At 38.8% G+C, this 26,489-nt stretch carries 21 protein-coding genes; 16 read left to right on the top strand and 5 right to left on the bottom strand.

Annotation, left to right across the window (positions count from 1 at the left end; genetic code table 11):
* Positions 1-150: 150 nt before the first annotated feature.
* Positions 151-864, bottom strand: a complete 714-nt coding sequence (locus KHA95_RS15540) for a class I SAM-dependent methyltransferase (protein WP_349305488.1) — start codon at positions 862-864, stop codon at positions 151-153.
* Between the two features lie 302 nt (positions 865-1,166).
* Between KHA95_RS15540 and sstT the strand changes: the two genes are divergently transcribed.
* Both sstT and KHA95_RS15530 read left to right on the top strand, forming a co-directional pair.
* A complete protein-coding gene (gene sstT, locus KHA95_RS15535; RefSeq protein ID WP_213138428.1) occupies positions 1,167-2,405 on the top strand; it encodes a serine/threonine transporter SstT in 1,239 nt (412 codons plus the stop codon).
* A gap of 125 nt (positions 2,406-2,530) precedes the next feature.
* Positions 2,531-3,142, top strand: coding sequence for a class I SAM-dependent methyltransferase (locus KHA95_RS15530; protein ID WP_213138427.1), 612 nt, complete (start codon positions 2,531-2,533; stop codon positions 3,140-3,142).
* Between the two features lie 185 nt (positions 3,143-3,327).
* On the opposite strand, the gene KHA95_RS15525 is transcribed toward KHA95_RS15530, so the two are convergent.
* Both KHA95_RS15525 and KHA95_RS15520 read right to left on the bottom strand, forming a co-directional pair.
* The gene (locus tag KHA95_RS15525) at positions 3,328-3,720 is read right to left on the bottom strand and encodes a hypothetical protein (RefSeq protein ID WP_213138426.1); all 393 of its coding nucleotides are present in this window, start codon (positions 3,718-3,720) and stop codon (positions 3,328-3,330) included.
* A gap of 241 nt (positions 3,721-3,961) precedes the next feature.
* Positions 3,962-5,155, bottom strand: a complete 1,194-nt coding sequence (locus KHA95_RS15520; RefSeq protein WP_213138425.1) for a chromate transporter — start codon at positions 5,153-5,155, stop codon at positions 3,962-3,964.
* A 314-nt stretch (positions 5,156-5,469) separates the two neighbouring features.
* Between KHA95_RS15520 and KHA95_RS15515 the strand changes: the two genes are divergently transcribed.
* From KHA95_RS15515 to KHA95_RS15475, 11 genes are all read left to right on the top strand, one after another.
* Positions 5,470-7,134: an SWIM zinc finger family protein gene (locus tag KHA95_RS15515; protein WP_213138424.1), complete on the top strand. Its 1,665-nt coding sequence runs from the start codon at positions 5,470-5,472 to the stop codon at positions 7,132-7,134.
* A gap of 73 nt (positions 7,135-7,207) precedes the next feature.
* Positions 7,208-8,581, top strand: a complete 1,374-nt coding sequence (locus KHA95_RS15510; protein ID WP_213138423.1) for an MDR family MFS transporter — start codon at positions 7,208-7,210, stop codon at positions 8,579-8,581.
* Positions 8,582-8,695: 114 nt separating this feature from the next.
* Entirely contained in the window at positions 8,696-9,871 is a 1,176-nt protein-coding gene (locus KHA95_RS15505; protein ID WP_213138422.1) for a DUF3221 domain-containing protein, read from the top strand.
* A 232-nt stretch (positions 9,872-10,103) separates the two neighbouring features.
* On the top strand, positions 10,104-10,229 hold the full coding sequence (locus KHA95_RS23195) for a hypothetical protein (RefSeq protein ID WP_283248177.1): 126 nt from the start codon (positions 10,104-10,106) through the stop codon (positions 10,227-10,229).
* 38 nt (positions 10,230-10,267) lie between these two features.
* Positions 10,268-10,393, top strand: a complete 126-nt coding sequence (locus KHA95_RS23190; RefSeq protein WP_283248176.1) for a hypothetical protein — start codon at positions 10,268-10,270, stop codon at positions 10,391-10,393.
* A gap of 613 nt (positions 10,394-11,006) precedes the next feature.
* The gene (nirB, locus tag KHA95_RS15500) at positions 11,007-13,412 is read left to right on the top strand and encodes a nitrite reductase large subunit NirB (protein ID WP_213138421.1); all 2,406 of its coding nucleotides are present in this window, start codon (positions 11,007-11,009) and stop codon (positions 13,410-13,412) included.
* 13 nt (positions 13,413-13,425) lie between these two features.
* A complete protein-coding gene (gene nirD, locus KHA95_RS15495) occupies positions 13,426-13,740 on the top strand; it encodes a nitrite reductase small subunit NirD (RefSeq protein ID WP_213138420.1) in 315 nt (104 codons plus the stop codon).
* 3 nt (positions 13,741-13,743) lie between these two features.
* Positions 13,744-15,150, top strand: a complete 1,407-nt coding sequence (cobA, locus tag KHA95_RS15490) for a uroporphyrinogen-III C-methyltransferase (protein ID WP_213138419.1) — start codon at positions 13,744-13,746, stop codon at positions 15,148-15,150.
* A complete protein-coding gene (locus KHA95_RS15485) occupies positions 15,143-15,877 on the top strand; it encodes a sirohydrochlorin chelatase (protein ID WP_213138418.1) in 735 nt (244 codons plus the stop codon). Before cobA ends, KHA95_RS15485 begins: the two co-directional genes overlap by 8 nt.
* Positions 15,850-16,350: a precorrin-2 dehydrogenase/sirohydrochlorin ferrochelatase family protein gene (locus tag KHA95_RS15480; protein ID WP_213138417.1), complete on the top strand. Its 501-nt coding sequence runs from the start codon at positions 15,850-15,852 to the stop codon at positions 16,348-16,350. Before KHA95_RS15485 ends, KHA95_RS15480 begins: the two co-directional genes overlap by 28 nt.
* Positions 16,334-17,137, top strand: coding sequence for a formate/nitrite transporter family protein (locus KHA95_RS15475; RefSeq protein ID WP_213138416.1), 804 nt, complete (start codon positions 16,334-16,336; stop codon positions 17,135-17,137). The genes KHA95_RS15480 and KHA95_RS15475 overlap by 17 nt, the downstream gene beginning before the upstream one ends.
* A gap of 303 nt (positions 17,138-17,440) precedes the next feature.
* On the opposite strand, the gene KHA95_RS15470 is transcribed toward KHA95_RS15475, so the two are convergent.
* Positions 17,441-17,806, bottom strand: a complete 366-nt coding sequence (locus KHA95_RS15470) for a hypothetical protein (RefSeq protein WP_213138415.1) — start codon at positions 17,804-17,806, stop codon at positions 17,441-17,443.
* Between the two features lie 62 nt (positions 17,807-17,868).
* On the opposite strand from KHA95_RS15470, the gene KHA95_RS15465 reads away from it, so the two are divergent.
* Positions 17,869-18,417 carry a short-chain dehydrogenase gene (locus KHA95_RS15465; RefSeq protein ID WP_213138414.1) on the top strand — a complete coding sequence of 183 codons (549 nt, stop codon included), beginning with the start codon at positions 17,869-17,871 and terminating at the stop codon, positions 18,415-18,417.
* A 26-nt stretch (positions 18,418-18,443) separates the two neighbouring features.
* On the opposite strand, the gene KHA95_RS15460 is transcribed toward KHA95_RS15465, so the two are convergent.
* The gene (locus tag KHA95_RS15460) at positions 18,444-18,611 is read right to left on the bottom strand and encodes a hypothetical protein (RefSeq protein ID WP_213138413.1); all 168 of its coding nucleotides are present in this window, start codon (positions 18,609-18,611) and stop codon (positions 18,444-18,446) included.
* 328 nt (positions 18,612-18,939) lie between these two features.
* Between KHA95_RS15460 and KHA95_RS15455 the strand changes: the two genes are divergently transcribed.
* Entirely contained in the window at positions 18,940-22,590 is a 3,651-nt protein-coding gene (locus KHA95_RS15455; RefSeq protein ID WP_213138412.1) for a metallophosphoesterase, read from the top strand.
* A gap of 350 nt (positions 22,591-22,940) precedes the next feature.
* Complete coding sequence (pyc, locus tag KHA95_RS15450) at positions 22,941-26,444, top strand: pyruvate carboxylase (RefSeq protein WP_249316954.1); 3,504 nt, start codon at positions 22,941-22,943, stop codon at positions 26,442-26,444.
* The last annotated feature ends 45 nt before the right edge of the window (positions 26,445-26,489 follow it).

Raw genomic sequence — 26,489 nt, 5'->3', positions numbered from 1 at the left:
TATCCCTGAAACGAATGAAACTTCAATTGAAAAAAGCAATAACGATACCGTATTCCGCTATCATATCGCTAATACAGTGCCTAATTTAATCGTCTTATTTATAAAACAGGCCTGCAGCATAACGCAAGCCTTTTCTCCATCACATATGATTTATTTCGTACATGAAAATATCCTATTATCTAAAATTCCATGATATTTCGCCATAATATTAAAATGCTGAATCATTATCATCAAAAGTTCCGTTTCTACATAATCAGAGAATGGAAATTCAGTCATTGAATGATAGAGAGGTGATTTTTGCATATGAATTTTTATATTTTGAAAACCTGACTGTCCTAATAATGTGATCCAGTCTTGCTCCATAAGGATGTTATTAAGTCCATAAAATTGTTTTATTTCTTTTTTACTAGTTTCATCAAGTGAATGATTGATGGTTAGTTCATTTGCAATGAACCGACCTCCACTTTTTACAACCCTGAATATTTCTTTAAGGGATTTAGGTGCATTTGCAAAGGCAAGAACAGATTCACAAAGGATGAAATCAAATTGATTATTTTCAAATGGGCAATCCTCTATTGAACCTTGAATAATGTCTACGGGTAATTTATATTGTTTCATTCGAAGTCTGGCTTTTTCCACCATGATTGGATTAATATCTATCCCTATTACTTTTGCACCGTAATGAGCAGCTAAATAAGCGGCAGTTTGACCAGTACCACATCCAACATCTAAAATGTATGACGATCTGTTAATCTTCTCCATCGACAATAATTCCTTTGTTAATTGAAAACCACCAGGATGTGCACCGCCAACACCCAGTTTGGACAAAAAATCTATATACATTGACTGTCCAATTAGAACCACCCCCTACATCATCATGATATGTCAGTAAAAATCGGATGGTTCCACATATGACTAGGTCATCCATTACTTTCCTTCCTACGTGAACGTATGTTTACTCCTATATAAGTAAATATCGTGATAACGATTTGAATATTATTTTCATAATAGTATTGTAATATATTAAAAAAGTAAGTATAATCGTATTTATTGAAAAGACAACTGTATTTTTGTGGTGGAATATTAATAGAATCCGAACAATTTTTGCTATATATGTCTAGAATGTATGAAGATAACCGTGGAATGGGAGAAATGGAGGAAAATATATGAAGAATTTACTGGAAAAATGGAATCGACTGAGTTTAGTTAAACAAATCGTTGTCGGTTTAGTTATTGGTATTGTTTTGGCATTAACGATCCCAGAAGCAGCTAGTCCGATTGGTATTTTTGGTTCTTTATTTGTAGGAGCTTTAAAAGCAATCGCGCCAGTCCTAGTGCTTGTTTTAGTAATAGCTGCAATCGCACAACATAAAGCGGGTGAACGGACGAATATGAAGTCGATCATCGTTCTTTACCTAATAGGTACTTTTTTAGCCGGCCTTATTGCTGTTATTGTAAGTTTTATTTTTCCTGTAAGCTTAACGCTTGTAAATGGAGCGGAGGATCTAGCACCTCCTAGCGGCGTTGCTGAGGTTCTTAAAACATTGCTGTTAAATATTGTTGATAATCCGATTAATGCTATTTCTAATGCGAATTATATTGGGATTTTAGCTTGGGCGGTTCTTCTTGGCTTGGCTTTAAGAAATGCTGCCGACTCGACAAAGACGCTAATTTCTAATTTTTCTGATGCAGTTTCGAAAGTTGTTACATGGGTGATTAAACTTGCACCATTAGGCATCATGGGCCTTGTATTTGATTCGATTACGACAAGTGGGTTAGATGCATTGCTTGGATATGGAAAATTACTTGCATTGTTAATTGGCTGTATGCTCTTTGTGGCACTGGTCGTTAATCCAATCATTGTATATATACTTATTAAACAAAATCCCTTCCCGCTCGTTTTCAAGTGCTTAAGGGAAAGCGGCATTACGGCATTCTTTACACGAAGCTCTGCTGCAAATATTCCTGTAAACATGAAATTATGTCAAAATCTTGGTTTAAATAAAGATAGTTATTCTGTATCGATTCCATTAGGAGCGACGATCAATATGGCTGGGGCGGCTGTTACGATTTCCGTTTTAACTCTCGCAGCCGTTCATACACTTGGAATTGAGGTAGATATTCCAACAGCAATCATCCTAAGTGTATTATCAGCGATATGTGCCTGTGGTGCTTCAGGGATTGCTGGCGGTTCCCTATTATTGATCCCTCTAGCATGTAGCTTATTTGGAATTTCTCCAGATGTTGCAATGCAAGTCGTTGGAGTAGGCTTTATCATTGGTGTTTTACAAGACTCTTTTGAAACAGCACTTAATTCATCGACGGACGTTCTTTTCACAGCAGCAGCTGAATATAAAGAATGGCGTAAACAAGGGAAAACAATTAAATTTAATAAAATAGCATAATATGAAAAATGAAGCTGCACCTTAATGAAATGGAAGAAACATAAAGGTGCAGTTTTTTGATCATATAAATTCGTATTAAAACGAAAACTTTACCATTAATTAATCAGTAGAGGGGGAGTTGGAGCATGGATAAATCAAAGCTAGTACGTAAATTTGATAAACAAGCTGGTTTATATGAAAAGCAAAGAAAAACGAAAAATCTTGAAGCGTGGCGAAGACAGCTTTTGCTGGGAGCAGAAGGAAAGGTCTTGGAGCTTGCAGTAGGGGCCGGGGCGAATTTTGCATATTATTCATCCGACGTAAAAGTGACAGCCGTTGATTTCAGTCCGCAAATGCTAGATAAAGCGAAAATAGCGGCTAAGGAACAAGGAATTGATACGGAATTTATATTATCGGATATCGAAACACTTGAATTTCCCGAGAAAACGTTCGATACCATTGTATCCACATTATCTTTTTGCGCCTATGAACATCCCGTTAAAGTACTCAATCAACTTAGTCACTGGTGCAAGCCACAAGGGCAGATTTTGCTTATGGAGCACGGACTTAGTTTTAATCCGGTAGTTGGATTTGTTCAGAAAGTTATAGATCCTATTCACTTTAAGTTGATTGGCTGTCATCAAAAGCGAGATATGCTTCGTCTTATTCAAGAATCAGACTTACAATTACGTAAGGTCGAAAGTCATTGGTGGGGCATGTTTCATTTAATATGGGCAACACCTGGAAGGATTAGCTAAACTAATAAGAGAATAGTTCTAACAAAAACTGCTGAATAGATGTAATAATCCGTGCTTCGCATTCAATTGAGCCACATGGATAAAATTTAATGAAATATACCGTGTCTGGATGAGGCAACATTATCTGTGAAAGATGCATGGGGCAGATAGAGCTTTAAAACTTATGAAAAAAATATCGATGATGCTTATAGACCCATTTGCTTTTTTATAATGCCCACTTCTCGCTCTGTTTTAACGGCCTTTTCCCAAGTAAAATCTTGGTCGATTTTTATTAATTGTAATTCAGATAGGATTTGCTCATGGCGCTCATCGCCCTTTTTTTCAATCCGAGAAATATTCTCGCGCATGAAACCCATCTCTGTCTTCATTGAGTCCATATCTGCCTTCATGGTGCCCATGTCCGCCTTCAATGAGTCCATATCAGTTTTCATGGTGCCCATGTCTGCCTTCAATGAGTCCACATCAGTTTTCAAAGCCATTTCTTTTCTCATTTTTGCTTGCTCTTGATTCGTATTTGCTACCATTTTTAATAGCTGTGCCAGCATTTCCTCAATCCGATCAAATCTTTCCTCACTCATCATTTCCACCTCCTTTTTTTTCATCCTATCATATGTAAGAGAGGCTGCCAATCCTTATTTATTCGTTTGGGATTTTCATCGCGTGGCACTTTTATGACGGTGGGGAATCGATAAAAAAATCAGATATGTATGACTGTATTAGTCGACTCAAATGTTTAAATAGTGCAGCGATTAAGGGAAGAGTGCCGCGCAATTAAAAAGTAGGTAGAGAAAAATAACCGTTTTACTCTACCTATTTTATTCATAAGGATAATAGAGTTCCGCCGCATGCACCTGTTAATACAACGATCCACGGGGGGAGCTTCCAAAAGACGAGTAAACTAAATAAAACGGCCGCAAAGGCAAAATCAATCGGTGTTAAGATGGTACTTGTCCAGATGGGGTCGTAAAGTGCAGAAATTAGAATTCCTACTACGGAAGCATTTACACCCATGAATGCGCCTTTTATTTTTGGATTACGGCGCAAGGAGTCCCAAAAAGGCAGTGCACCAAAAACAAGTAAAATAGCAGGTAAAAAGATGGCGAAAGTAGCTAAAACTCCACCTTGCCAACCATCAATGACCGTACCGATGTAAGCTGCAAACGTAAATAGAGGGCCTGGAACTGCTTGTGTTGCACCGTATCCAGCAAGAAACTCCTCTGTACTTAACCAACCTGTTGGAACAAATTCGCGTTCAAGCAATGGTAAAACAACATGCCCCCCTCCAAATACAAGTGAGCCAGATCGGTAAAAATGGTCGAATAAAGCGATCCAGTGAATGGAAACGGACTCACGTAAAATAGGAAGTACAATAAGTAAAGCAAAAAACAATGATAAACAAACATATGCCGTACGGCGTGAAATGGGAACGTAGATGGGCGATGATCCATCTTTATCCATTGTCTGTTGTTTATAAATAAAGTACCCGATGATGCCTGCAATGAGGATGACAGCAACTTGTGAAAAGGCTGTCTGCCATAATAAAGTGACAACCATTGAAAATAGAGCGATCGTCCGCCGTTGTATATCAGGCGTTAAGTTCTTGGCCATTCCTAATACAGCATGGGCCACAATTGCCACAGCGACTAACTTTAACCCATGAATCCAGCCAGCACTTTCAATAGTAAACGTGTGAAGAAGTGAGGCGAAAAGAATGAGTGCGAGGACAGATGGGAGAGTGAAGCCGATAAAAGCAAACATTCCGCCCAAAACTCCCGCACGCATGACCCCAATTCCAATTCCTACTTGACTACTTGCGGGACCAGGTAAAAATTGACATAAGGCAACTAAGTCGGCATAATCTTTTTCATCCATCCATTTTCTTCTACGAATATATTCTTCATGGAAATAGCCTAAATGAGCGATGGGTCCACCGAATGAAGTAAGCCCAAGTTTGGAAGCAATGATAAAAATTTCAATTAATAATTTAAATTTTTCTACTCCTCTAGCAATCATAAACTACACCTAACTTCTTTTTTTGATGCCTTATACAATCGGTGTGAACATAAGGAGTCTCAATGTCGATAAAAATGATGGCAACATCCTCTTGACCCTGTATAAGCGAACGCTTATATGATACCTCGCTTATATGTAAATAACAATGCACGGAACATTGAGGTTGTTTTAAGAATAGGTAAAGAAAATGATTTGTTCAAAATTAGAATGGAAAGAGCAATAAGGCTTTCGAATCTTTCAGTGCTAGAATATGATAAAGGTAGAGGATTGATCGAATATAGTAAGCTTTATAACAAAAGGAAATGAGGAATGAAATGAACCTTCTTCATTTTGAGCAGCACATAAATAAGACAATTCTAGACAGGGGCTATAGTTACTATCTTGAAGGTAATATTGTAGAGGCATACGAACAAGAACGTAACGAGTATATTTTTATCATTGAAGGGAGCGAAGACTACGAGGTTTTCGTTGAAATCGATGATAGCAGAGAAATACAATGTTCAACTTGCGATTGTCCTTATGATTTTGGACCGATATGCAAACACGAAGTTGCTGCCTATTTTAAATTAATTGAAATGTTGAATGAGCATGGTGAGTCATTAAAGCACAGGAAAAGTCAGCCAAAAATAAAAGAAGTGTTAGTCAATCTTTCAAAAGAAGAACTGGTGGATATTCTTATCAATATGGCTAATGAGGATGCCGTTTTAAAGCAGAGTTTAATCTTCAAATATGCTAAAGGTGATGATCAGGATGAGCTTGAAAAATGCAAAGCGTTGATGAATAAGATTAAGAACAGATATATCGCTAGGGATGGATTCATCAGCTATCGAGAAGTATCTGATTTTGTAGGGGAACTAGATGATATTTTCGAAAAGGCGAGAAATCATGAAAATCCACTCATGGGGTTGGAAATCGCTCTTTTTTTATTGATAGAAGCGATGAACGCCTTTCAATATGCGGATGATTCTGATGGAGACATTGGTGGCTTAGTCACAGTTACTCTGGAATTAATAGAGGAGATCGTAATAGAAAGTAACGAATTAGGCATCCCTCAAAGGGAACGAGCATTTGAAAAATTAATGGCTCATGTTGATAGTGGAGTTTTTTCCGGATGGGAAGAATTTAAAATTAATCTACTATATATATGTACAGAATTTGCAGATGTAGTTGAGTTAAGGGCTCGGCTTAAAGTAAAAATTGAATCAATGCTAGAGCTAAGCACAGATGACCGATATACGGAATATAACAATGAAGGCATGCTGCAAATTTTATTCACTTTAATTGAATCATATGGGACAAGGGAAGAAGCAGAACAATTCATTATCGATCACATCACATATACATCCTTTAGAGAGCAGCTAATTAATCAATGTTTTCAAGAAAGAAATTATCATAAGGTGATAGAATTGACGAAAGACGGGGAAATGCAAGATGCACAATACCCAGGATTAGTATCGAAATGGAAACAGCTTCGCTACGTGGCTTATAAAGAACAATCATTAAAAAAAGAACAAGAACAATTGGCAAAGGAGCTTTTATTTGAAGGGGATTTCCACTATTATGAAGACCTAAAGGAATTATCTATTGAGGATAAAGCCGTATTTTATGATAAATTAAAAGAAGAACTGAGAAATGACAATGGCTGGGGTTCTAAAAATATATTTCTTAAGCTAATTGAGGAAGAAAATGATGTAGAAGAGATCATGCAATATGTTAGAAAGAATATAACAAGGATCGAATATTATGCCGATAGGCTTATCGAATCATTCAGGGATGAAGTGATTGACCTATATAAAGACTATATAAATAAAGAAGCAAAGGCTTCATCTTATCGTAATGCGTATCGAAATGTATGTAATAAACTTAAAAAATATAAAACACTAGCTGGTAAGGAAAAACAGGAAGAATTGATAAACGAACTGTCTCTCACATATAAGAGAAGACCAGCATTCCTAGATGAATTAGAGAAAATAAAATAATTTGTGGTGCCCTACCCCCGGTGCGTAAAAAATTAACGTGCTGGGGGCTGGCGCTGTTTTAAGGAGCAAAGAAATGAAGAAAGAAACAAATAAGAGATCCGTTGTCATTGCATTATTGATTTCCACTTTTTTAATGGCGATTGAAGGAACGATCGTTAGTACGGCAATGCCAAAAATTGTGGCTGATTTAGGCGGTAGCCATTTATATACATGGGTCATTTCAATCTATTTATTAGCAGTTGTCATTAGCACGCCGATATTTGGAAAAATGGCTGATTTATACGGAAGAAAATCGATGTTTACGATCGGGACGATTGTTTTTTTAGTCGGATCTGTACTTTGTGGTTTTTCACAAACGATGGAACAACTTGTAATCTTTCGGTTGATTCAAGGAATAGGTGCTGGGGCATTAGCAACAATTCCTTTTACGATTATTGGGGACGTATTTGAATTTGAAACCCGCGCGAAAATGCAAGGGTGGATGAGTAGTGTGTGGGGCATAGCTGGTATTTTTGGCCCGCTCACAGGTGGATTTATCGTTGATACGATCTCATGGCATTGGATTTTCTTTATGAATCTTCCATTTGGTATCATTGCACTCATCATGTTATGGATGTCATTACACGAACAAATCGAAAAGAAAAAGCAAATTATTGATTATAAAGGAATTTTTGCTTTTACAGTAAGTATGAGTGCCTTTTTATATGCTTTAACATTAGTAAAAGAATATAAGCAGATGAACAGTCACTTACTCATATTATTTCTTGTCGCTTTCATCGCTCTTTGCTTTTTTATTTTGTTTCAAGCAAAAGGGAAAGAACCGATGCTCCCACTTGAATTGTTTAAAAATAAACTGATTACGATCGCGAATCTGACGGGATTCCTGCTAGGGTTTATTCTTGTGACTGTTACTTTCTATATTCCTTTATGGGTGCAAGGCGTCACAAATTTAAATGCAACTTTTTCCGGCATTGCAATGCTGCCAATGTCTTTAACATGGCCGCTGGGTGCTGTTTTTTCGGGAAGATGGATGAGCAAAAGACCGATTTCTCATATTACGATGTTAGGGGTCGCAATCATTATTGTTGGCTGTATCGGTCTAATCTTTTTCCGAACAGATACGACGCTGGCATGGATGATGCTTGTGACGGCCATTTTAGGACTCGGCTTCGGGTTCACCTATACTGCATTCACTGTCGCCGTTCAATCTGCCGTTCAATGGGAAATGCGTGGCGCCGCGATGGGATCGCATAATTTACTAAAAAATCTTGGTCAAGCGATTGGGATCGCGGTTTCTGGATTATGGTTAAGCGATGAATTAAGAGGATTTGCACTAGAATCAAGCTTGCAGTCAGTATTTATTTTGCTGCTCGTCCTTGCCATTTGCTCCTTCGCTGTCACAGGAATGTTGTTAAGCAAAAAAGAGAAGTCTTTTATAGTGGAATAAAAAAGATAGGTTGGGAAAATTAGATGAATTTTCTCAACCTATTTTTCATGTAACAAAAATGATATTTTGACGTCTAACATGTTAAACGTATGAAAAGGGGAGGTGGATAATAAGATGAAAAAGGCTTGGATTATCGCTATTATGCTATTTCTATTTGGATGTGGAACAGAGGGCAATTTATCATCCAATAAAGAATGGAATCCATTAAAGACAGTGAGTGGAAGGGAAATCATTGCCGAGTTAAAACAGACGACGAGAGATACGAGTAAACGTGATGAAAAGCTTGAAAATATTCAACAAAATATGGCACCTGAAATGATAGAAGATGTGATCTATCAACAAATTGAAGGACAGGCGGCAATCGACGAAATTGACAATGTCTATGGAACCAGCCCAGGATTTTATGCTGAAGGGGTTATTTTCATGGAAAATAAAGAAGATGGCGCGGAATATCCTGGTATTTGGATCGGTGTGAAAAATCCTGATGCTCGATTAACGAAAGTATTAGATAGTTTACAACAGCAAGTGGACAATGGTGAGATACTAGCAAACTATATTTACGTGTATAAAGAAAAACATTCACAAGCAGATATCGATTTATTATCGGAAGAAGTTTCTACCGCCATTAATGATTATGCTCAAAAACACGAAAAAGCAAATCAAGTATCGTGGACTGTCTATGTGAATTCGCTGACGAACACGATCGAGGTCGGACATAATTTTTTAACGAAAGAAAATATAGACGAATTGCAAACATCATTCGCTGACTATGAGTGGAATATTAAACAAGATGGACGCTTAGTTCCAGTCGGTGATGAGGAAGATGTCGTATATCCTGATAAAAAAACAATCAATATGCCTTCAAAAGATGGTTCGTATATTGTAAGTATAGATGAGAATGGAATAATGGTCGTCCGTGCGATGCCACAAAACTTTGGCTCTACTGGCGGAAACGAAGAATTTTATGAGGCAATCAGCTTTCGCTTTCCACAGGCGAAGAAAAAATTAAAAATAGGGCAAAGAGTAATAGTAGAAAGCTCTGGGCCATTATTGGAATCCTATCCGGCACAAGGTACCGCCAAATTCGTTGAAGTACTGTCAGAATATAAGCCCGAGCAATCCATCCTTTCAGAGTCGGAAGTGATCCGGTCCGCAGTGGAAATGGCGAAAGAAAAATCAACATGGGTTCCAGCGATTCGTGACATACAATATGAAGATGAAAAGGGCATATGGATCGTTAGTATAAAACAAGAAGAATTGGAATATGAGCTAGAAATAAAAGATGAATAAGGGATTCTACTTAAAATAGGGGAAAATATTCATTTTTCCCTATTTCATAAATATTATTAGAATTATGAAAGTATGTAACTCGCAAATCATGCGAAGTGGCTTGTAAATAAGGAATAGTGGCTTGAAAATTGTGTGAAGTGGCTCGTAAATAAGGAAAAGTGGCTTGAAAAATGTTCGAAGTGGCTCGTAAATAAGGGAAAGTGGCTTGAAAAATGTGCGAAGTGGCTCGTAAATGGGAAAGCGGCTCGAAAAATGTTCGAAGTGGCTCGTAAATAAGGGAAAGTGGCTTGAAAAATGTTCGAAGTGGCTCGTAAATGGGAAAGCGGCTCGAAAAATGTTCGAAGTGGCTCGTAAATAAGGGAAAGTGGCTTGAAAAATGTGTGAAGCAGCTCGTAAATGGGAAAGTGGCTCGAAAAATGTGTGAAGTGGCTCGTAAATAAGGAAAAGCGGCTTGAAAAATGTGCGAAGTGGCTCGTAAATGGGAAAGCGGCTCGAAAAATGTGTGAAGTGGCTCGTAAATAAGGGAAAGTGGCTTTGAAAAATGTGCGAAGTGGCTCGTAAATAAGGGAAAGTGGCTTGAAAATTGCGTGAAGTGGCTCGTAAATGGGAAAGAGGCTTGAAAAATGTTCGAAGTGGCTCGTAAATAAGGGAAAGTGGCTTGAAAAATGTGTGAAGCAGCTCGTAAATGGGAAAGCGGCTTGAAAAATGCGTGAAGTGGCTCGTAAATAAGGGAAAGTGGCTTGAAAAATGCGTGAAGCGGCTCGTAAATAAGGGAAAGCGGCTTGAAAAATGTGTGAAGTGGCTCGTATATAAGAGAGTACCTCGTAACTCGCGCGAAATAACTCGTAAAAAAGTATCAATTGGCTTGAAAGCATACCGAGCTTGGCCTAGAAGCACAGCCTAAAAGCTCATTCATAATATCCACAATCAACTTGTTCAAATTTTTGTAACAAATATGGAGGAAATGCGAAATGAAATTATGTATACTAAAGATAAGTAACAAATGCCATTTTTCTTTATAGTGTTATGTGAATATTTTCACAAATAACTGATTCCGTGCATTTAATTATAACTCTATATTTTTTTAATCACACTTGTGAATCATTTCACAATAAAGGGTTTAGGAGGACAAAAGATGAGAAAGAAACTAGTGATGATTGGGAATGGGATGGCTGGTGTTAGGTGCGTTGAGGAAATTTTAAAAAGGAATCGTGATTTGTTTGAGATTACGATTATCGGGGATGAGCCGCATCCGAATTACAATCGAATTATGTTATCCAATGTGTTACAAGGGTCTGTTCAGTTTGATGAGATTAATGTGAATGAGTGGGATTGGTATAAAGAAAATGATATTACCTTATATACAGGAGAAGAAGTAATTGAAATTGCCTCTGAAATGAAAGAAGTGATCACAAACACTGGGAGAAGAATCCAATACGATGAATTAATTATTGCTACGGGTTCAAGTCCATTTATTTTACCGCTCCCGGGTAAAGATTTAGAAGGTGTCATTGGTTTCCGAACGATCCAAGATACGGAATATATGATTAATACGGCGAAAAAGTATAAAAAGGCGGCTGTGATCGGCGGCGGATTGCTCGGTTTGGAGGCTGCTAAAGGGCTGATCGATCGCGGGATGGACGTGCATGTGATTCATTTGCTGCCGCATTTAATGGAGCAGCAATTGGATTCGACAGCAGCAAACATGCTAAAAAGAGATTTGGAATTGCAAGGCATGAAATTTTTAATGGAAAAACAAACGTCTAAAATCATCGGTAACGATCGTGTCGAGGGACTTGTTTTCTCTGATGGGACATCGCTTGAATGTGATTTAGTTGTGATGGCTGTTGGAATCCGTCCGAATACTGCGTTAGCTGCTAATGCGGGATTAAAAGTAAATCGTGGCATCGTTGTCAATGATTATATGAAAACATCAATCGATCATATTTATGCGGTCGGCGAATGTTCAGAGCATAACGGAATCACGTATGGTTTAGTTGCGCCACTGTATGAGCAAGGAACCGCACTTGCAACCTATTTAACTGGTGAGGAAACGAAAGGCTATCAAGGTAGTATTTTATCAACCCAGTTAAAGGTGGCCGGCTGCGATCTTTTCTCCGGTGGAAAAATTCATGAAGATAGTGATACGAAGGCGATCATTGTTCAAGATCAATTCGCCGGACTTTACAAAAAAATATTAATTGAGGAGAACAAAATCGTAGGAATCGTCCTTTATGGCGATGCATCGGATGGAACCCGCCTTTTCACCATGTTGAAAAAAGAAACAGATATTAGTGGTTTTACAAGTGCAGCTGTTTTACAACAAGTAGGAGCAGATGCTGTAACAGACATGATTGCTGAAATGGATGCCGAAGAAACGGTTTGCGGCTGTAATGGAGTGACGAAGGGGACGATCGTCCAGGCGATTCTTGAACAGGATTTACACACGTATGAAGAAGTAAAAACTTGCACAAAAGCAGGTGCTTCTTGTGGAAAATGCCGCGGAGTCGTCGAGGGAATCCTCTCACACACATTGGGAGATAGCTTTAGCGCCGTGGAAGAAAAAGTTGGAATGTGCGGCTGTACAATCTTAACACGGGATGAAGTGGTGGAGGAAATCAGAGCGAAAGGCTTACAGTCCCCAAAAGAAGTTCGCAACGTATTAGGGTTTGCGCATGAAGAGGGCTGTTCAACATGCCGCCCAGCGTTGAACTATTATATGAGAATGCTTTATCCAACAGAATATGCGGATGACAAAGCATCTCGATTCGTTAATGAGCGGATGGAAGGAAACATTCAAAAAGACGGTACCTTCTCGGTCATTCCCAGAATGTATGGAGGTACAACAACGGGTGATGACTTAATTAAATTAGGGGAAGTCGCCAAGAAATACAATGTGCCGTTAGTAAAAATTACCGGTGCAAGCAGGGTTGGATTATATGGAGTGAAAAAAGAGGATGTGCCGAACGTTTGGAAAGATCTCGGTATGCGCTCAGGCTATGCGTACTCTAAATCATTACGGAATGTGAAATCATGTGTCGGTTCACGCTTCTGCCGTTTTGGAACGCAAGATGCATTAGGACTTGGCATTGACTTGGAAAAGGCCATTGAAATGGTCGATACCCCACATAAAATGAAAATGGGCGTTTCCGGTTGTCCTCGTAACTGTGCGGAAGCATTAACAAAAGATTTTGGCGTCATCTGTGTTGAAAATGGCTTCCAGCTCTATTTCGGTGGAAACGGTGGAACGGTTACGCGTGACTGTGATTCGTTTATGGCTGTAAAAACGGAAGATGAAGTGATTTATTATGCGAAGGCATTTACACAGTATTATCGTGAAACAGGCATTTATAACGAAAGAACAGCCCCATGGGTAGAACGTCTAGGAACGGAGACGATTAAAGCCGTATTATTAGATCGCAATATGACAGACCAACTCGTAGCACGCTTTGATGAAGCGAAAAGCACATATGAAGAAGCGTGGACAAGCGCACTGGAGAATAAGAAGAAAATGGGTATGTTTGAAGTCATCAAAAGATAAAGGAGGGATCTTCATGGAGACGAAACAGCTCGTAAAAATCATCGAATTAACAGAGTTACCGAAGCAAATAGGAAAAGAAGTGCATGTAGAAGGAAAGTCAATCGCCCTTTTCCATTTAGGAAACGGTGAAGTAAGGGCAATTGGCAGCACATGCCCGCATACGAACGGTCCTTTGGCTGAAGGGATCGTTGCTGGCGAATATGTATTTTGTCCGTTGCAAAATTGGAAGGTTAGCTTGATCACTGGAGAAGTACAAAAACCAGATGATGGTATAGTAGAAGTTTTCAAAACAGCTGTGAAGGATGGATTTGTCTATATCGAGGTGTGAGAAATGACAAACAACAAAGGATTTGTATCGATCGTTGGGGCAGGACCTGGAGATCTTGAATTAATTACATGCAAAGGGCTGAAGTGTATTGAAGAGGCGGACGTTATTTTATACGACCGCCTCGCCAATCCGCGCTTATTACGCGAAGCGAAAGATGAATGTGAATTTATTTATTGCGGAAAATTGCCAAGCAATCATGTGATGCGTCAAGAAATGATTAATGCGAAGCTTGTGGAATTAGCAAAGCAAGGGAAATATGTCGTCCGTTTAAAAGGCGGAGATCCTTCTGTATTTGGAAGAGTGGGAGAAGAAGCAGAAGAGCTAGTGAAAAATAACATTCCGTATGAATGGATTCCGGGCATTACTTCAAGCATTGCCGCAGCGGCTTATGCGGGAATTCCTGTTACACATCGGAAATATAGTAATAGTTTTACAATGAGGACTGGACATGATTGTGCATTGAACGAAGGGAAAGAAGGAGCTCATCAGCAAGTCGGGGATACGATCGCTTACTATATGAGTGTGAAAAACATCGGAGCAAACTGTGAGAAATTAATTGCTCAAGGAAAATCAAAGCATACAAAAGTAGCGATGATTCAATGGGGCACGCTTGGCAAGCAAAAAGTGATTGAAGGAACGCTTGAAACGATGGCTCAAATCGCCCGTGAACATGAAATTGAAAATCCGGCGATGACGATTATCGGTGATGTCGTATCATTGAGAGAATCACTCTCCTGGTTTGAAACGAAACCATTCTATGGAAAACATATTCTTATTGCCCGATCGCAAACAGGTAATTTTGAGCTTGAACGACATTTTAGTGATCAAGGAGCAGAGGCATACTCATTTCCTCTTCTTAAAAGAAAAAAGAAGCAACTTACAGACGCTGAAATTAAGCAAATTTTAAACAGTCAATCGTTGATGTTTGCTAGCCCGGAAAGTGCAGAATTATTTTTGGAGCAACTGCTTATTGAAGGAATCGATATTAGGGACTTACCGCGGAAAATTGTTTGTCGTTCCAATCAAACGAAGAAGCTGCTTGCTGCAAAAGGGCTGGTCGCGGAAAAGGGAGTGGAAGAAGCGGAGATGGTAGTCATTGCTCCCTATGGTTATGAAACTAAAAATGGGGATGCCAACATTTTTCATACACATGAAATGGTTATCGATGAACGCTTTCGCGAAATAAATGAACGAATGTTAACGGAATATAAATGGGACACCGTTATTTTTCCAAACAAGGCAGCGATCGATCTGTTTATAAAAGAAAATGTCTATACCGAGAACGAGTTGTCATTTGCTTATATCGGAGAATCAGTTAAGGAATATGCGCTGAAGAAAGGTTTCACTACGATTGATCAAAAAGTCCAAGATGAGCTGGAAAGGGAGAAGTGGGGGAAGACAAATGTTTGATGCAATTGTATATATCGGCCACGGCAGCCGTAAAGCAGAGGGAAATGCACAATTCATTCAGTTCGTCCAAGCGGTAATGGAGGAGCTTCCATATGAGAAGCAAGCGGTCGCCTTTTTAGAGCTGACAACACCTACGATTTCAGATACGCTTAATAAGCTCATTAAAGAAGGAGCGTCGAATCTATTAATCGTTCCCGTTCTTTTGTTTTCAGCACTCCATCATAAGCGAGATATTCCGATAGAACTCCAAGAGATTCGGAGAAAGTACCCGCATATATCCTTTACGATGACCGAGCCGTTTGGGGTTCATGAGTATATGATCCAGCTTGTCCAAAAGCGAGTAGAGACGGCAATGTGTGAAAAAAATGGCGCTGTCCTACTTGTAGGAAGAGGAAGCAGCGATAGCGACCCCATTTTTCAGCTAAAGGAAATAGCTAAGCATGTTGAGCAGAGATTACAAATACCGGTATACAATGCATTCCTAACTGCACATGATCCAAAGGTAAATCAAGCATTAGACAAGCTGCAACACGAATACAAAACGGTCTATGTCATGCCTTACCTCCTTTTTACAGGATTATTGTTAAAACATATCGAGCGCATCACAGCTAAATATCCACGTACTGCTGTCATGTGCAATCATTTACAATTTGATGATTTAATGAAGCAAACCTTATTAGTGAGAATTGAGGAAAAGCGATGTCAGAATATGTGTATCCCGTCATAATGAAGCTAAAGGGGAAAAATGTGGTGATCGTCGGAGGAGGGAGCATCGCATTAAGAAAAGCGAGAGGATTCGTAGGAACTGGGGCAAACATAATGATTATCAGCCCAGAGATTAATAAAGAGCTATTGCAATTGCCTTGTATACAATGGAGGAAAAAGGAATTTTCAGCAGACGATATTCGCGATGCCCATCTTATTTTTGCAGCGACAAATAATCAGGAAGTGAATCAATCGGTTTGCCAATCGGCCCATGAATTTCAATGGGTAAACGATACGAGCGACAGTGAAAACTCAAGCTTTATCACTCCAGCGGTTGTTAGAAAAGAGCAACTCCTTTTAACGGTTTCTACATCAGGAGCTAGCCCAATCCTTGCAAAGGAAATCAAACAAGAATTAGAAGAAAAATACGCTGGATACGGAAAGCTTGTGAAGGAGTATGCGGAGAGGAGAGAAAAAAATGAAAGCAACCGTTGATGCTTTTGCAAACACAGCAGCGTTAAAAGTGAATCAACTAAAAAGCAGTAAACGTAAATATTTAACGATGGCAATGTTAGCAGGATTTTTCATTGGCTTAGGAATTATTCTTATTTTCACGATCGGTGGTTTATTAGCTCCAGCGCAATTTGCTGGTACAAAAATCGTCATGGGTATTTCGTTCGGGATCGCCCTCACATTAGTCATTATGGCTGGAGCCGATCTATTTACTGGCAATAATATGATTATGACGATCGGAACGATGATGAAAAAAACAACATGGGCGGAGACAGCATCGATATGGATGTATAGCTATATAGGTAATTTTGCGGGTTCAGTCCTTGTCGCAATTTTATTTTTCTATTCAGGTTTAGCCGTTGGTGATACGGCTGATTTTATTGCACAATCAGCAAGTGCAAAGATGAACGCCCCATTTATGGAGCTGTTTGTTCGCGGGATTCTCTGTAATATTTTAGTCTGTTTAGCCGTCTGGTGTTCTGTCAAATTGAAAAGTGAAACAGCGAAGTTAATTGTCATCTTCTGGTGCTTATTTGCTTTTATCACTTCTGGCTTTGAGCATAGTGTGGCAAATATGACGTTATTATCGATATCACTGCTCGTTCCCCATCCTGAAACGGTCACAATTGTCGGAATGGCAGCTAATTTAATTCCAGTGACACTTGGTAACATCGTCGGTGGCGCCCTGTTTGTCGGAGCTGCTTATTCATACGGAGCCGTTGAAAAGAAACCAAAAATGACCGCGAGTCGATTACGAAAATTAGGATAAATGAAAGGGAGGGAGGCGGATATCGTTATTTTATTAAACGATAACCGACTCCCTAAATCGCGGGTTCGAAAGGTCCACTTCTATTTTTTTCTAAATACGGACGGTGACTGTCGTAGAATTCCCTAATGAATCATATCCCCAAATTGCCTAAAGCCACAATTAATCAAATTCCTTCATTGTAAAAGTTCTTTCAACCCCATGTATAAATACTTTTTGCGAGTCATTATGGACCTCCAAGTTGAATCTCTTTTGAGATAAAAATAGATAATGAACGTGGGTCACTGTTCATTATCTGGCTTCATTTCAACCTATGTTGTTTTCTTCTAATAATTTTTCAAACTCGGATAGTGTGTCTTCTTCTAATGGTTGAGGTTCATCTTCCTTTATTTCTTTTACTGCCAAAACTGTTTCTTCGATGTCTTCAATCTTTTCTTCCACAGCAGGCTGTACCTCTTCCTCAAGTGGTATAGTCGTACCCATTTCCGATTGATCCGCTTCTTTCATTGCGAAATTTAAAATAATATACCATTGTTTCAGGTCATATAAAATTTCTTGGTATTTAGGCGTGTTTTTTGCTAATGCTGTTTCAACGCCAGGCATCCCGTAAAATCGGATAAGGTGAACTGGCTTTGTCATATCATTGACGAGCGAAAAGGATGAAAGTTCCATCATTTTTCCAGTTAACAAGAAAAGCAGTATACTAAGGTCAAATTCTAAAGGGGATGTTGAAAATGAAACATGCGTTGATTGTCGGTGGAACAGGGATGCTAGCAAATGTGTCGCATTGGCTCGTTGCCAATGGCTATCATGTGTCGGTTATTGGCCGAAACCAAGTGCGAATGGAAAAGTTTTTAGAACGGATCGATTCAAAAGAGGTAACACCAATAATCGTAGATTATATAAACGAAAAGGAATTACGAGAAAGGCTCCAACAGTCCATTCGGCTGAATCATCCAATTAATCTAGTTGTCGCATGGATACATACGATTGCTCCTGATGCACTGAAAGCAATTTGCCATGAAGTTTCGCTTTATCATTACGAATGGTCATTATTTCACGTTTTGGGCAGCAGCTCAAATATAGAAGATATTAAGCAAAAAACAGCTGTTCCTCCATTTTGTCAATATCATCAAATTCAGCTCGGATTTATCAACGAAGGCAATCAATCACGCTGGTTAACACATCAGGAAATTTCCAATGGTGTAATCGAAGCGATTCAACAGAAAAAGTCCGTGCATACTGTTGGTGTCATTGAACCTTGGGAAAAGCGGCCATATTGAGCGGTAGAAATTGTCTAGAACGATAGTTATTTTGATTTTTTCCTTTTAATAGTGAAAATGATTATATAAAAGACGAGAGCACCTAAAATAAAAAAGAAAAAATTAATAAAATTAAAACTGCCTTTAATTAGTCCGATAATAAGAAAAGCAATGATTGCACCTAAAAGATATCCGATTACGTTTTTTAAATTCAAGACTATCCCTCCAATCATGAATGGTAAAATCACTATAAGACAATAATCACTTTCCGGCTAGCTATATATTTATTGAATCGAGCAAGCTTAGTAGAGAAGAGTGAAAAAGATAGAATTTTATTTGTCCTTAAAAAATTAATAATAAGTAAGGATGCCATAATATACAAACTGAAATTAGTATATATGGCTTTTTTAAATTAATCTAACTAAATACCTATATTACTTAGAAAATTACATAAAGTTTGCATAATCAATATCATACGTTTACAGATTCTTAACTTCATGGTTGTAAAGTAGTAAATAATAACTATTGAAGGAGGAAATAAATTTGTTAAGAAAAAGGATGTTTATTTTGTTTTTATGTTTTTTAGTATTTTTTAACGCGTTTCAAAGTACAATTCATATGGTTCATGCGAAAGATTTGATTCGATTAGAACATGATAGCGTGGAAGAAGAGCTTGGTAACAAAGTAGTGCATGAAACAGAGGTGGAAAGTAATCCGGAAATACATGAAGGGGTGATCGGTCAACAGGAGGCATTAAATCATATGGACCAGACCGACACGGAAGTTATTGAAACGGATGAAACTAGGGAAAATACTAGTGAAATTGACGGACAGGAAATAGAAGAAAGTCAATCAGAGAAAATAAAAGTAGATAATACTAATCATAAAGAAGCTGAAAATATTGAAGAGCGTAGTATTCAACAAGCTTCACTTATGGCAGATAAGATAAACCAGGAAATAAGTGAACCTTACATAGTTTTAGAGGATTTTGAAAATGGAATTGGTAGTTGGAATACAAGTGGGGCCAAATATAATTCCATTAATGCTTCTATTACAACGGATGTTGTTCGATTTGGTCAGAATGCGCTGAAATTAGACTATGATTTTACTGATACACAGGGAACTTCAGGAATTTATGCATCTACCGATAAAATCGTAATTCCAGGTAACCCTGTGAAAATTGGCATGTGGGTTTATGGTGATGGGCATAAGCATTGGCTTAGGCAACAGCTAACAGATGCTAATGGCCAAAATTTCAACATTGATTTCACTCCCTCCTATCCAAATGGGGTGACATGGCAAGGATGGAAATATGTCGAGGCGACAATACCGACTACATGGGTTGCTCCTTATAGTATGGGAAGTCAAGCAATAAGATATATGGCTACTAGTGATGATGCAAAAACAGCCGGAACTATTTATATAGATAGTATACGTGCTGTTTACTATGATTCCGAAGAGGATGTTATTAACCCAGGTTTATCCAACTTTAAACCAGCTGACCAGGAGATTGACTATTTCAATCAACCTGAAATTAGTGCTGTCGCTACTGATAATGAAGGTGGTTCCGGAATTAATGCGGAACAAATTTTTATGAAAGTGGATGGTAAATCCGTTGCACCTACATATGACTCTTTATCAGGTAAAATAGCTTATACGCCAGCTTCACCACTTGCGGAAGGATTACATGAAGTTTGGATCGAAGTGTTTGATCATGCGGGAAATCATAAGTTTCATACTTGGAATTTCTTTGTTTCTACGGATGGACCTGCATTCGGGTGGAAAGGGTCTGAAAAAGCATATGCCGGTTCAACCTTTGAAGTTCAAATTACAATGGAGAATGTTGATGTCCTAAGCGGAACAGAGGTCCAATTATCATATAATAGCAATTTACTTGAATTAGTGGACGCGGCAGAAGAGATAGAAGGCATTCAAGTAAATATTCCTGATAAACTAAAAGATTCCGTTATTACCCACGAGGTTAATAATGAAACAGGTAAGATCAACTTGAAGTGGGCCAACTTAGATAAATTAACATTGGAGAAAAATGAAGCGTTAGCTACGCTTACCTTTCGATTAGGCTTAGACGCTACGGGGTATGTGAAGCTAGAAGCTACAAATGGCTCTTTAACATATCTAGATCCGCTGATTGGTACAATCCCATTTTTCATGGAACCTTATATTGCTGAGATTTCCCAGCCATTAACTTTATATATCGAAGGAAAGTCATTGAACACACCTAGTACAATTAAGGTGAAAGATCAGAATGGTAATCCTGTTGAAGGAGCTAAAATTGAAATATTAGATGGAAATAATCTTATTAAGGTTCTAAATCCAACTGATATTTACAAAGGTGGGAGCGGGATAGCCGGTGATCCGTATCAACAAGTTGATGTAGGGACTTACATGCCATATGCCAATAAACCTTATGCTGGGTTTGATTATTATCGAATCTATATGCCAGACGGACAACAACGTTATTATCATGTTCCTAAACAGGACGTAGAAGAGGTTGAATGGAGTTCTGTTTTTGACCAAACAGATGAAAATGGTGAAGTAAAGACAGACTTACTAACTCTTTCGAGAATACCGATCCGTATTCAAGCTAGCAAGGGGGAACTGGTTAGTCAGGTCATTTCGTTTGTCGTTTTACCGCAATTAGGTGTTAAGACGCCAGAAAATATTGTTCTAACATGGGTAAATGATCCGAAAACAACGCAGCACTTTACATGGCGTACGAATACGGCTCCACAAAACTCACTAGTAGAAGTTGTTCCTACGAGTGTGGAAGAAGGATTTAAAAGTAATCAAGTACAACGTTTTGATGGTGAAAATGAATTATTTGCTGATCAAAATGAAACGGGAGAAATGATCATCCATCGTGCAGAAGCAACCGGTTTAACCCCTGGGGTTACATATCAATATCGCGTCGGTGATGGTTCTGATGAAGGATGGAGTGAAGTAGGTACATTTAAAACGGAATCCGCGTCTGAAAAGGAGCCATTTAACTTCTTATTCTTTACGGATACACAAGCATATGATCCAGCTGGTTTTGCCTTATGGACACAATTATACCAACTAGGATTAGAAAAATTTCCAGATTCAAGATTTGCTCTTCATTCGGGTGATATTGTAGAGGATGGAAGTCAATTAAGCCAGTGGGAGTATTTCTTAAATGCTGCTCAAGAGTTAACGACTAAAATCCCTCTTTTATCGGTACTTGGGAATCATGATGTATATGGTGATGGAGCAAATATGTACAACAAGCTATTTCCAAATCCACAAAATGGTCCAGAAGGTAAACAAGGATTTGTATACTCATTTGATTATGGGGATGCCCGCTTCATCATGTTGAATTCGGAATTTGGCGTATCTGACATGAAAGAACAACAAGAATGGATTCGACAAGAGGTCGAAAACTCGGATAAGCACTGGACAATTGCTATGTTTCATCGCTCACCTTACGCGAGTAACCCATTAAGAGGCCGTGACGCTACTGCTGAGACTTTTTCACCGATACTGGAGGAGTTAGGCGTTGATTTAGTACTTACAGGTCATGATCACGCGTATATGAGGTCATATTTAATGAAAGATGGTCAGCCACAATTAGATGGACAAGGAACACAATATATTATCGGGGGATCAGCTGGACCTAAATTTTACCCTGCTGAATCATATGATTATGTAGATGTTTTGTATGATACCGACAAACAAATATTCACTTCGATTACAGTGGACGGAGAAGAAATTAAGGGAGAAGTATATACAATTGATAATGAGCTTGTAGATACATTTACATTGGAGAAGCAATTCCAAGCCCAAGAACCTGAACCAGAGCCAGAAACTCCGATCGAAGATGTAGATGAAGATGAGCAGGAACAAATAATAGATAAAGATGATCCTATTAATAGCGAAGATCCATCTTCTGATGAAGTGGAAAACGGAGAGAAGAATGATTCAACTTCGGATAATAAAGAGGGTGATAACGTAAAGAATGAAACAGAAAAAGAGATGGATAAAAAAGTTGAAGTGTCGGAAAGAGGAGAGAAAATAGGAATTGATAAAGGAAAGCCACTGCCAAATACTGCGACATCTATGTATAATTGGCTACTAGCTGGTGTTGTTCTGCTAGTTTTAAGTGGAGGAATTCTAGTCGCTTATCGAAGAGCAAGAAATAATCAATTAAAGATTTGAGTAGATTAAAAGTTCAAGAATATCCAGCTTTTCCGTTTTATAAAATATGATTGTCTATCATTCAATGATAAAAAGGTGAGTATCTACTAAGGTAGTGTCTCATCTTTTTTTGTTTATCTTAAATCACGGTCATAACAGCCTAAGCAAACTATATATGAAGTACTTGACATGATAAATAAGATACCTCGTTCTCGAAGGAAATAATTTAATCTTTAAAAGTTACCGATATTTCTGTAATATATATGAAAGCACGCAAAGTCGATGAAAGTAAAAAAATAGCAGTTACAAATGAATAATTGGATCGACTTGTTTAGCGCGATAAAAGTTATTATTTTGAGGGGTGAACGGATTTGACAAATGTTGCAAATAGGATAAATAAAGTGCTAGTTGCCAATCGGGGAGAAATTGCTATTCGTGTTTTTCGGGCCTGTACAGAGCTGCATATACGAACGGTAGCAATATATTCGAAAGAAGATACGGGATCTTATCATCGCTATAAAGCGGATGAGGCATATCTAGTAGGTGAAGGGAAAAAGCCAATTGACGCTTATCTTGATATTGACAGTATTATTGAGGTAGCAAAACAAGCGAAAGTGGATGCGATTCATCCAGGTTACGGATTTTTATCAGAAAACATTGAATTCGCGAGACGTTGTGAAGAAGAAGGCATCATATTCATCGGACCTAACACTAAACATTTAGATATGTTCGGTGATAAGGTGAAGGCGAGAATCCAAGCTCAGAATGCCAATATCCCTGTGATTCCAGGCACGGATGGACCAGTATCTGATCTTGAGGAAGTCGTTACATTCGGAAAACAGCATGGATTCCCGATCATCATTAAAGCGGCGCTTGGCGGTGGCGGCCGTGGAATGAGAATTGTGAACAGCATCGAAGAAGTGAGAGAAGCATACGACCGGGCTAAATCAGAAGCAAAAGCGGCTTTCGGAAATAGTGAAGTGTACGTGGAAAAGTTTGTCCAAAACCCAAAGCATATTGAAGTACAAATACTTGGTGATCATGAGGGAAACATCATTCATTTATTTGAAAGAGACTGTTCGGTACAGCGTCGTCATCAAAAGGTAGTCGAGGTTGCTCCATGCGTATCATTACCTGAAAATTTACGCAATCAAATTTGTGCTGCGGCCGTCAAATTGATGAAAAACGTTAGTTATTTAAATGCGGGTACGGTCGAATTTCTTGTTGCGGACAATGAATTTTATTTTATTGAAGTAAATCCACGTATTCAGGTGGAACATACGATTACTGAAATGATAACAGGGATCGATATTGTTCAGTCACAAATTTTAATTGCCGAAGGTCATTCTCTACATAGTGATAAAGTTGGTATCCCGAAACAAAACGATATTACGATTCACGGATATGCGATTCAATCACGTGTGACAACAGAAGACCCATTAAATGATTTTATGCCAGATACAGGGAAAATTATGGCGTATCGTACCGGCGGTGGATTCGGTGTTCGGTTAGATGCGGGCAACGGTTTCCAAGGGGCAGTCATTACTCCTTATTATGACTCATTGCTTGTAAAAGTTTCTACACAGGCGCTGACGTTGGAGCAAGCGGCGTCAAAAATGCTGCGAAACTTACAGGAATTCCGTATTCGAGGGATTAAAACAAACATTCCTTTTTTAGAAAACGTCATGCGCCACGAAAACTTTATTACTGGAAATTATGATACATCCTTTATCGATACAACACCGGAATTGTTTGTTTTTTCAAAAAGACAAGACCGTGGTACCAAAATGCTGAACTATATTGGCAATGTAACTATTAACGGCTTCCCAGGCATTGAGAAAAAGGAAAAACCAATGTTTGAAAAAAGCTTTGTGCCAAAAGTGAATCCATTACAGCCTGCTCCAGCAGGAACGAAGCAAATTCTTGATGAACAAGGGGCAGCCGGACTGATCGACTGGATCAAATCACGTTCTGAGGTCCTTCTTACGGATACGACTTTTCGTGATGCCCATCAATCATTGCTTGCGACTCGAGTACGGACAAATGATTTAACTCGAATTGCGGAGCCGACATCAAAGCTTTTACCTGAATTGTTTTCGCTCGAAATGTGGGGAGGTGCCACATTTGATGTAGCTTATCGCTTTTTGAAGGAAGATCCGTGGAAGCGTCTGATCACATTGAGAGAGCAAATTCCAAATGTCATGTTCCAAATGCTTCTCCGTGCGTCGAACGCTGTTGGATACACAAATTACCCAGATAATGTTATCCGTGAATTTGTGGAAAAATCAGCGAATGCGGGCATTGATGTGTTCCGTATTTTTGACAGTTTGAATTGGATTAAAGGGATGGAAACAGCCATTGATGCTGTCCGTCAAACCGGGAAGATTGCTGAAGCGTCTATTTGTTATACGGGGGATATCGATGATCCAACAAGAACGAAGTATAACATTCAGTATTATAGAGAAATGGCGAAAGAATTAGAAAATCAAGGTGCGCATATTCTTGGCATTAAAGACATGGCTGGCTTATTAAAGCCACAGGCCGCTTACCGACTCATTTCCGAGCTTAAAGAAACCATCGATATTCCGATCCATCTTCATACGCATGATACGAGTGGGAATGGGATTTACATGTATGCGAAAGCAATTGAGGCGGGTGTAGATATCGTTGATGTTGCCATCAGTGCGATGGCTGGATTAACTTCACAACCAAGCGCGAACACGCTTTATTACGCATTGAAAGGAACCGAACGTGAGCCATCTATCAATATTGACTCACTAGAGCAGCTCTCGCAGTATTGGGAAGGAATCCGCAAATATTATCAAGACTTCGAAAGCGGAATGATCGCTCCGCACACGGAAATTTACAAGCATGAAATGCCAGGAGGACAATACAGCAATTTGCAGCAACAAGCAAAAGCGGTAGGACTCGGCGAGCGCTGGGAAGAAGTAAAAGATATGTACAGCCGAGTGAACTTAATGTTTGGAGATATCGTAAAAGTTACCCCATCCTCTAAAGTAGTCGGCGACATGGCATTGTTCATGGTGCAAAATGATTTAACAGAGGAAGATGTATTAACAAAAGGCGACAAAATTAATTTTCCTGATTCAGTCATCGAATTATTTGAAGGTTATTTAGGGCAGCCGTATGGTGGATTCCCAGAGCAACTTCAAAAAGTAATTTTAAAAGGAAAAGAACCGCTTACCGTCCGTCCGGGCGAATTACTGAAAGAAGTCGATTTCGAAGCATTGCATGATGAGTTATTGAAAGAATTAGGACGTCATGCAACAAGCCATGATATGATTGCTTATGCGTTATATCCAAAAGTTTTCATCGAATATGCTAACACGCTCGATCGCTTTGGAGATATATCTGTGCTCGACACGCCAACGTTTTTATATGGAATGCGTCTCGGCGAAGAAATTGAAATCGAAATTGAAATAGGGAAAACCTTGATTGTAAAGCTTGTCTCCATTGGGCAGCCGGAGGCCGATGGCACACGTGTCGTTTATTTCGAATTAAACGGACAGCCGCGAGAAGTGATCATAAAAGATGAAAGCATTCAATCATCCGTTGCCTCGAAGGTGAAAGCAGATCCAAAAAATGAAAGCCATCTAGCCGCTACGATGCCCGGTACAGTTATAAAAGTATTAGTAGAAAAAGGCCAAAAAGTTATGCAAGGCGATTATTTATTGATCACAGAAGCGATGAAAATGGAAACGACAATCCAAGCGTCATTTTCTGGGAGGATCAAAAGTATTCACGTGCAAAACGGCGAAGCGATCGCAACCGGTGATTTACTAATTGAATTAGAAAAACAAACAGAGGAATTAGTAAAACAGGAACCTGTTAATAATGTTCTAAGCACAATATAAGATTTTACAGTGTGGCATTTCAAAGCCGATAAGGGGCTGAAGTTT

The sequence above is a fragment of the Bacillus sp. FJAT-50079 genome, from assembly GCF_018343515.1.
In the GTDB taxonomy this organism is placed as follows: Bacteria; Bacillota; Bacilli; order Bacillales; family Bacillaceae_C; genus Lederbergia.
The sequence above is the reverse complement of the archived record's forward strand: the minus strand, read 5'-3'. Positions and strand labels throughout refer to the sequence as shown.

Bases quoted from the DNA above. Each gene is read 5' to 3' on its own strand.
- KHA95_RS15525 (WP_213138426.1), bottom strand. From the start codon at position 3,720: ATGAGTGAGGAAAGATTTGATCGGATTGAGGAAATGCTGGCACAGCTA.
- KHA95_RS15510 (WP_213138423.1), top strand. From the start codon at position 7,208: ATGAAGAAAGAAACAAATAAGAGATCCGTTGTCATTGCATTATTGATT.
- KHA95_RS15465 (WP_213138414.1), top strand. From the start codon at position 17,869: ATGAAACATGCGTTGATTGTCGGTGGAACAGGGATGCTAGCAAATGTG.
- nirB (WP_213138421.1), top strand. From the start codon at position 11,007: ATGAGAAAGAAACTAGTGATGATTGGGAATGGGATGGCTGGTGTTAGG.
- KHA95_RS23190 (WP_283248176.1), top strand. From the start codon at position 10,268: ATGGGAAAGTGGCTCGAAAAATGTGTGAAGTGGCTCGTAAATAAGGAA.
- KHA95_RS15515 (WP_213138424.1), top strand. From the start codon at position 5,470: ATGAACCTTCTTCATTTTGAGCAGCACATAAATAAGACAATTCTAGAC.
- cobA (WP_213138419.1), top strand. From the start codon at position 13,744: ATGACAAACAACAAAGGATTTGTATCGATCGTTGGGGCAGGACCTGGA.
- KHA95_RS15480 (WP_213138417.1), top strand. From the start codon at position 15,850: ATGTCAGAATATGTGTATCCCGTCATAATGAAGCTAAAGGGGAAAAAT.
- KHA95_RS23195 (WP_283248177.1), top strand. From the start codon at position 10,104: ATGGGAAAGCGGCTCGAAAAATGTTCGAAGTGGCTCGTAAATAAGGGA.
- KHA95_RS15520 (WP_213138425.1), bottom strand. From the start codon at position 5,155: ATGATTGCTAGAGGAGTAGAAAAATTTAAATTATTAATTGAAATTTTT.
- KHA95_RS15470 (WP_213138415.1), bottom strand. From the start codon at position 17,806: ATGGAACTTTCATCCTTTTCGCTCGTCAATGATATGACAAAGCCAGTT.
- nirD (WP_213138420.1), top strand. From the start codon at position 13,426: ATGGAGACGAAACAGCTCGTAAAAATCATCGAATTAACAGAGTTACCG.
- KHA95_RS15530 (WP_213138427.1), top strand. From the start codon at position 2,531: ATGGATAAATCAAAGCTAGTACGTAAATTTGATAAACAAGCTGGTTTA.
- KHA95_RS15485 (WP_213138418.1), top strand. From the start codon at position 15,143: ATGTTTGATGCAATTGTATATATCGGCCACGGCAGCCGTAAAGCAGAG.
- sstT (WP_213138428.1), top strand. From the start codon at position 1,167: ATGAAGAATTTACTGGAAAAATGGAATCGACTGAGTTTAGTTAAACAA.
- KHA95_RS15505 (WP_213138422.1), top strand. From the start codon at position 8,696: ATGAAAAAGGCTTGGATTATCGCTATTATGCTATTTCTATTTGGATGT.
- KHA95_RS15475 (WP_213138416.1), top strand. From the start codon at position 16,334: ATGAAAGCAACCGTTGATGCTTTTGCAAACACAGCAGCGTTAAAAGTG.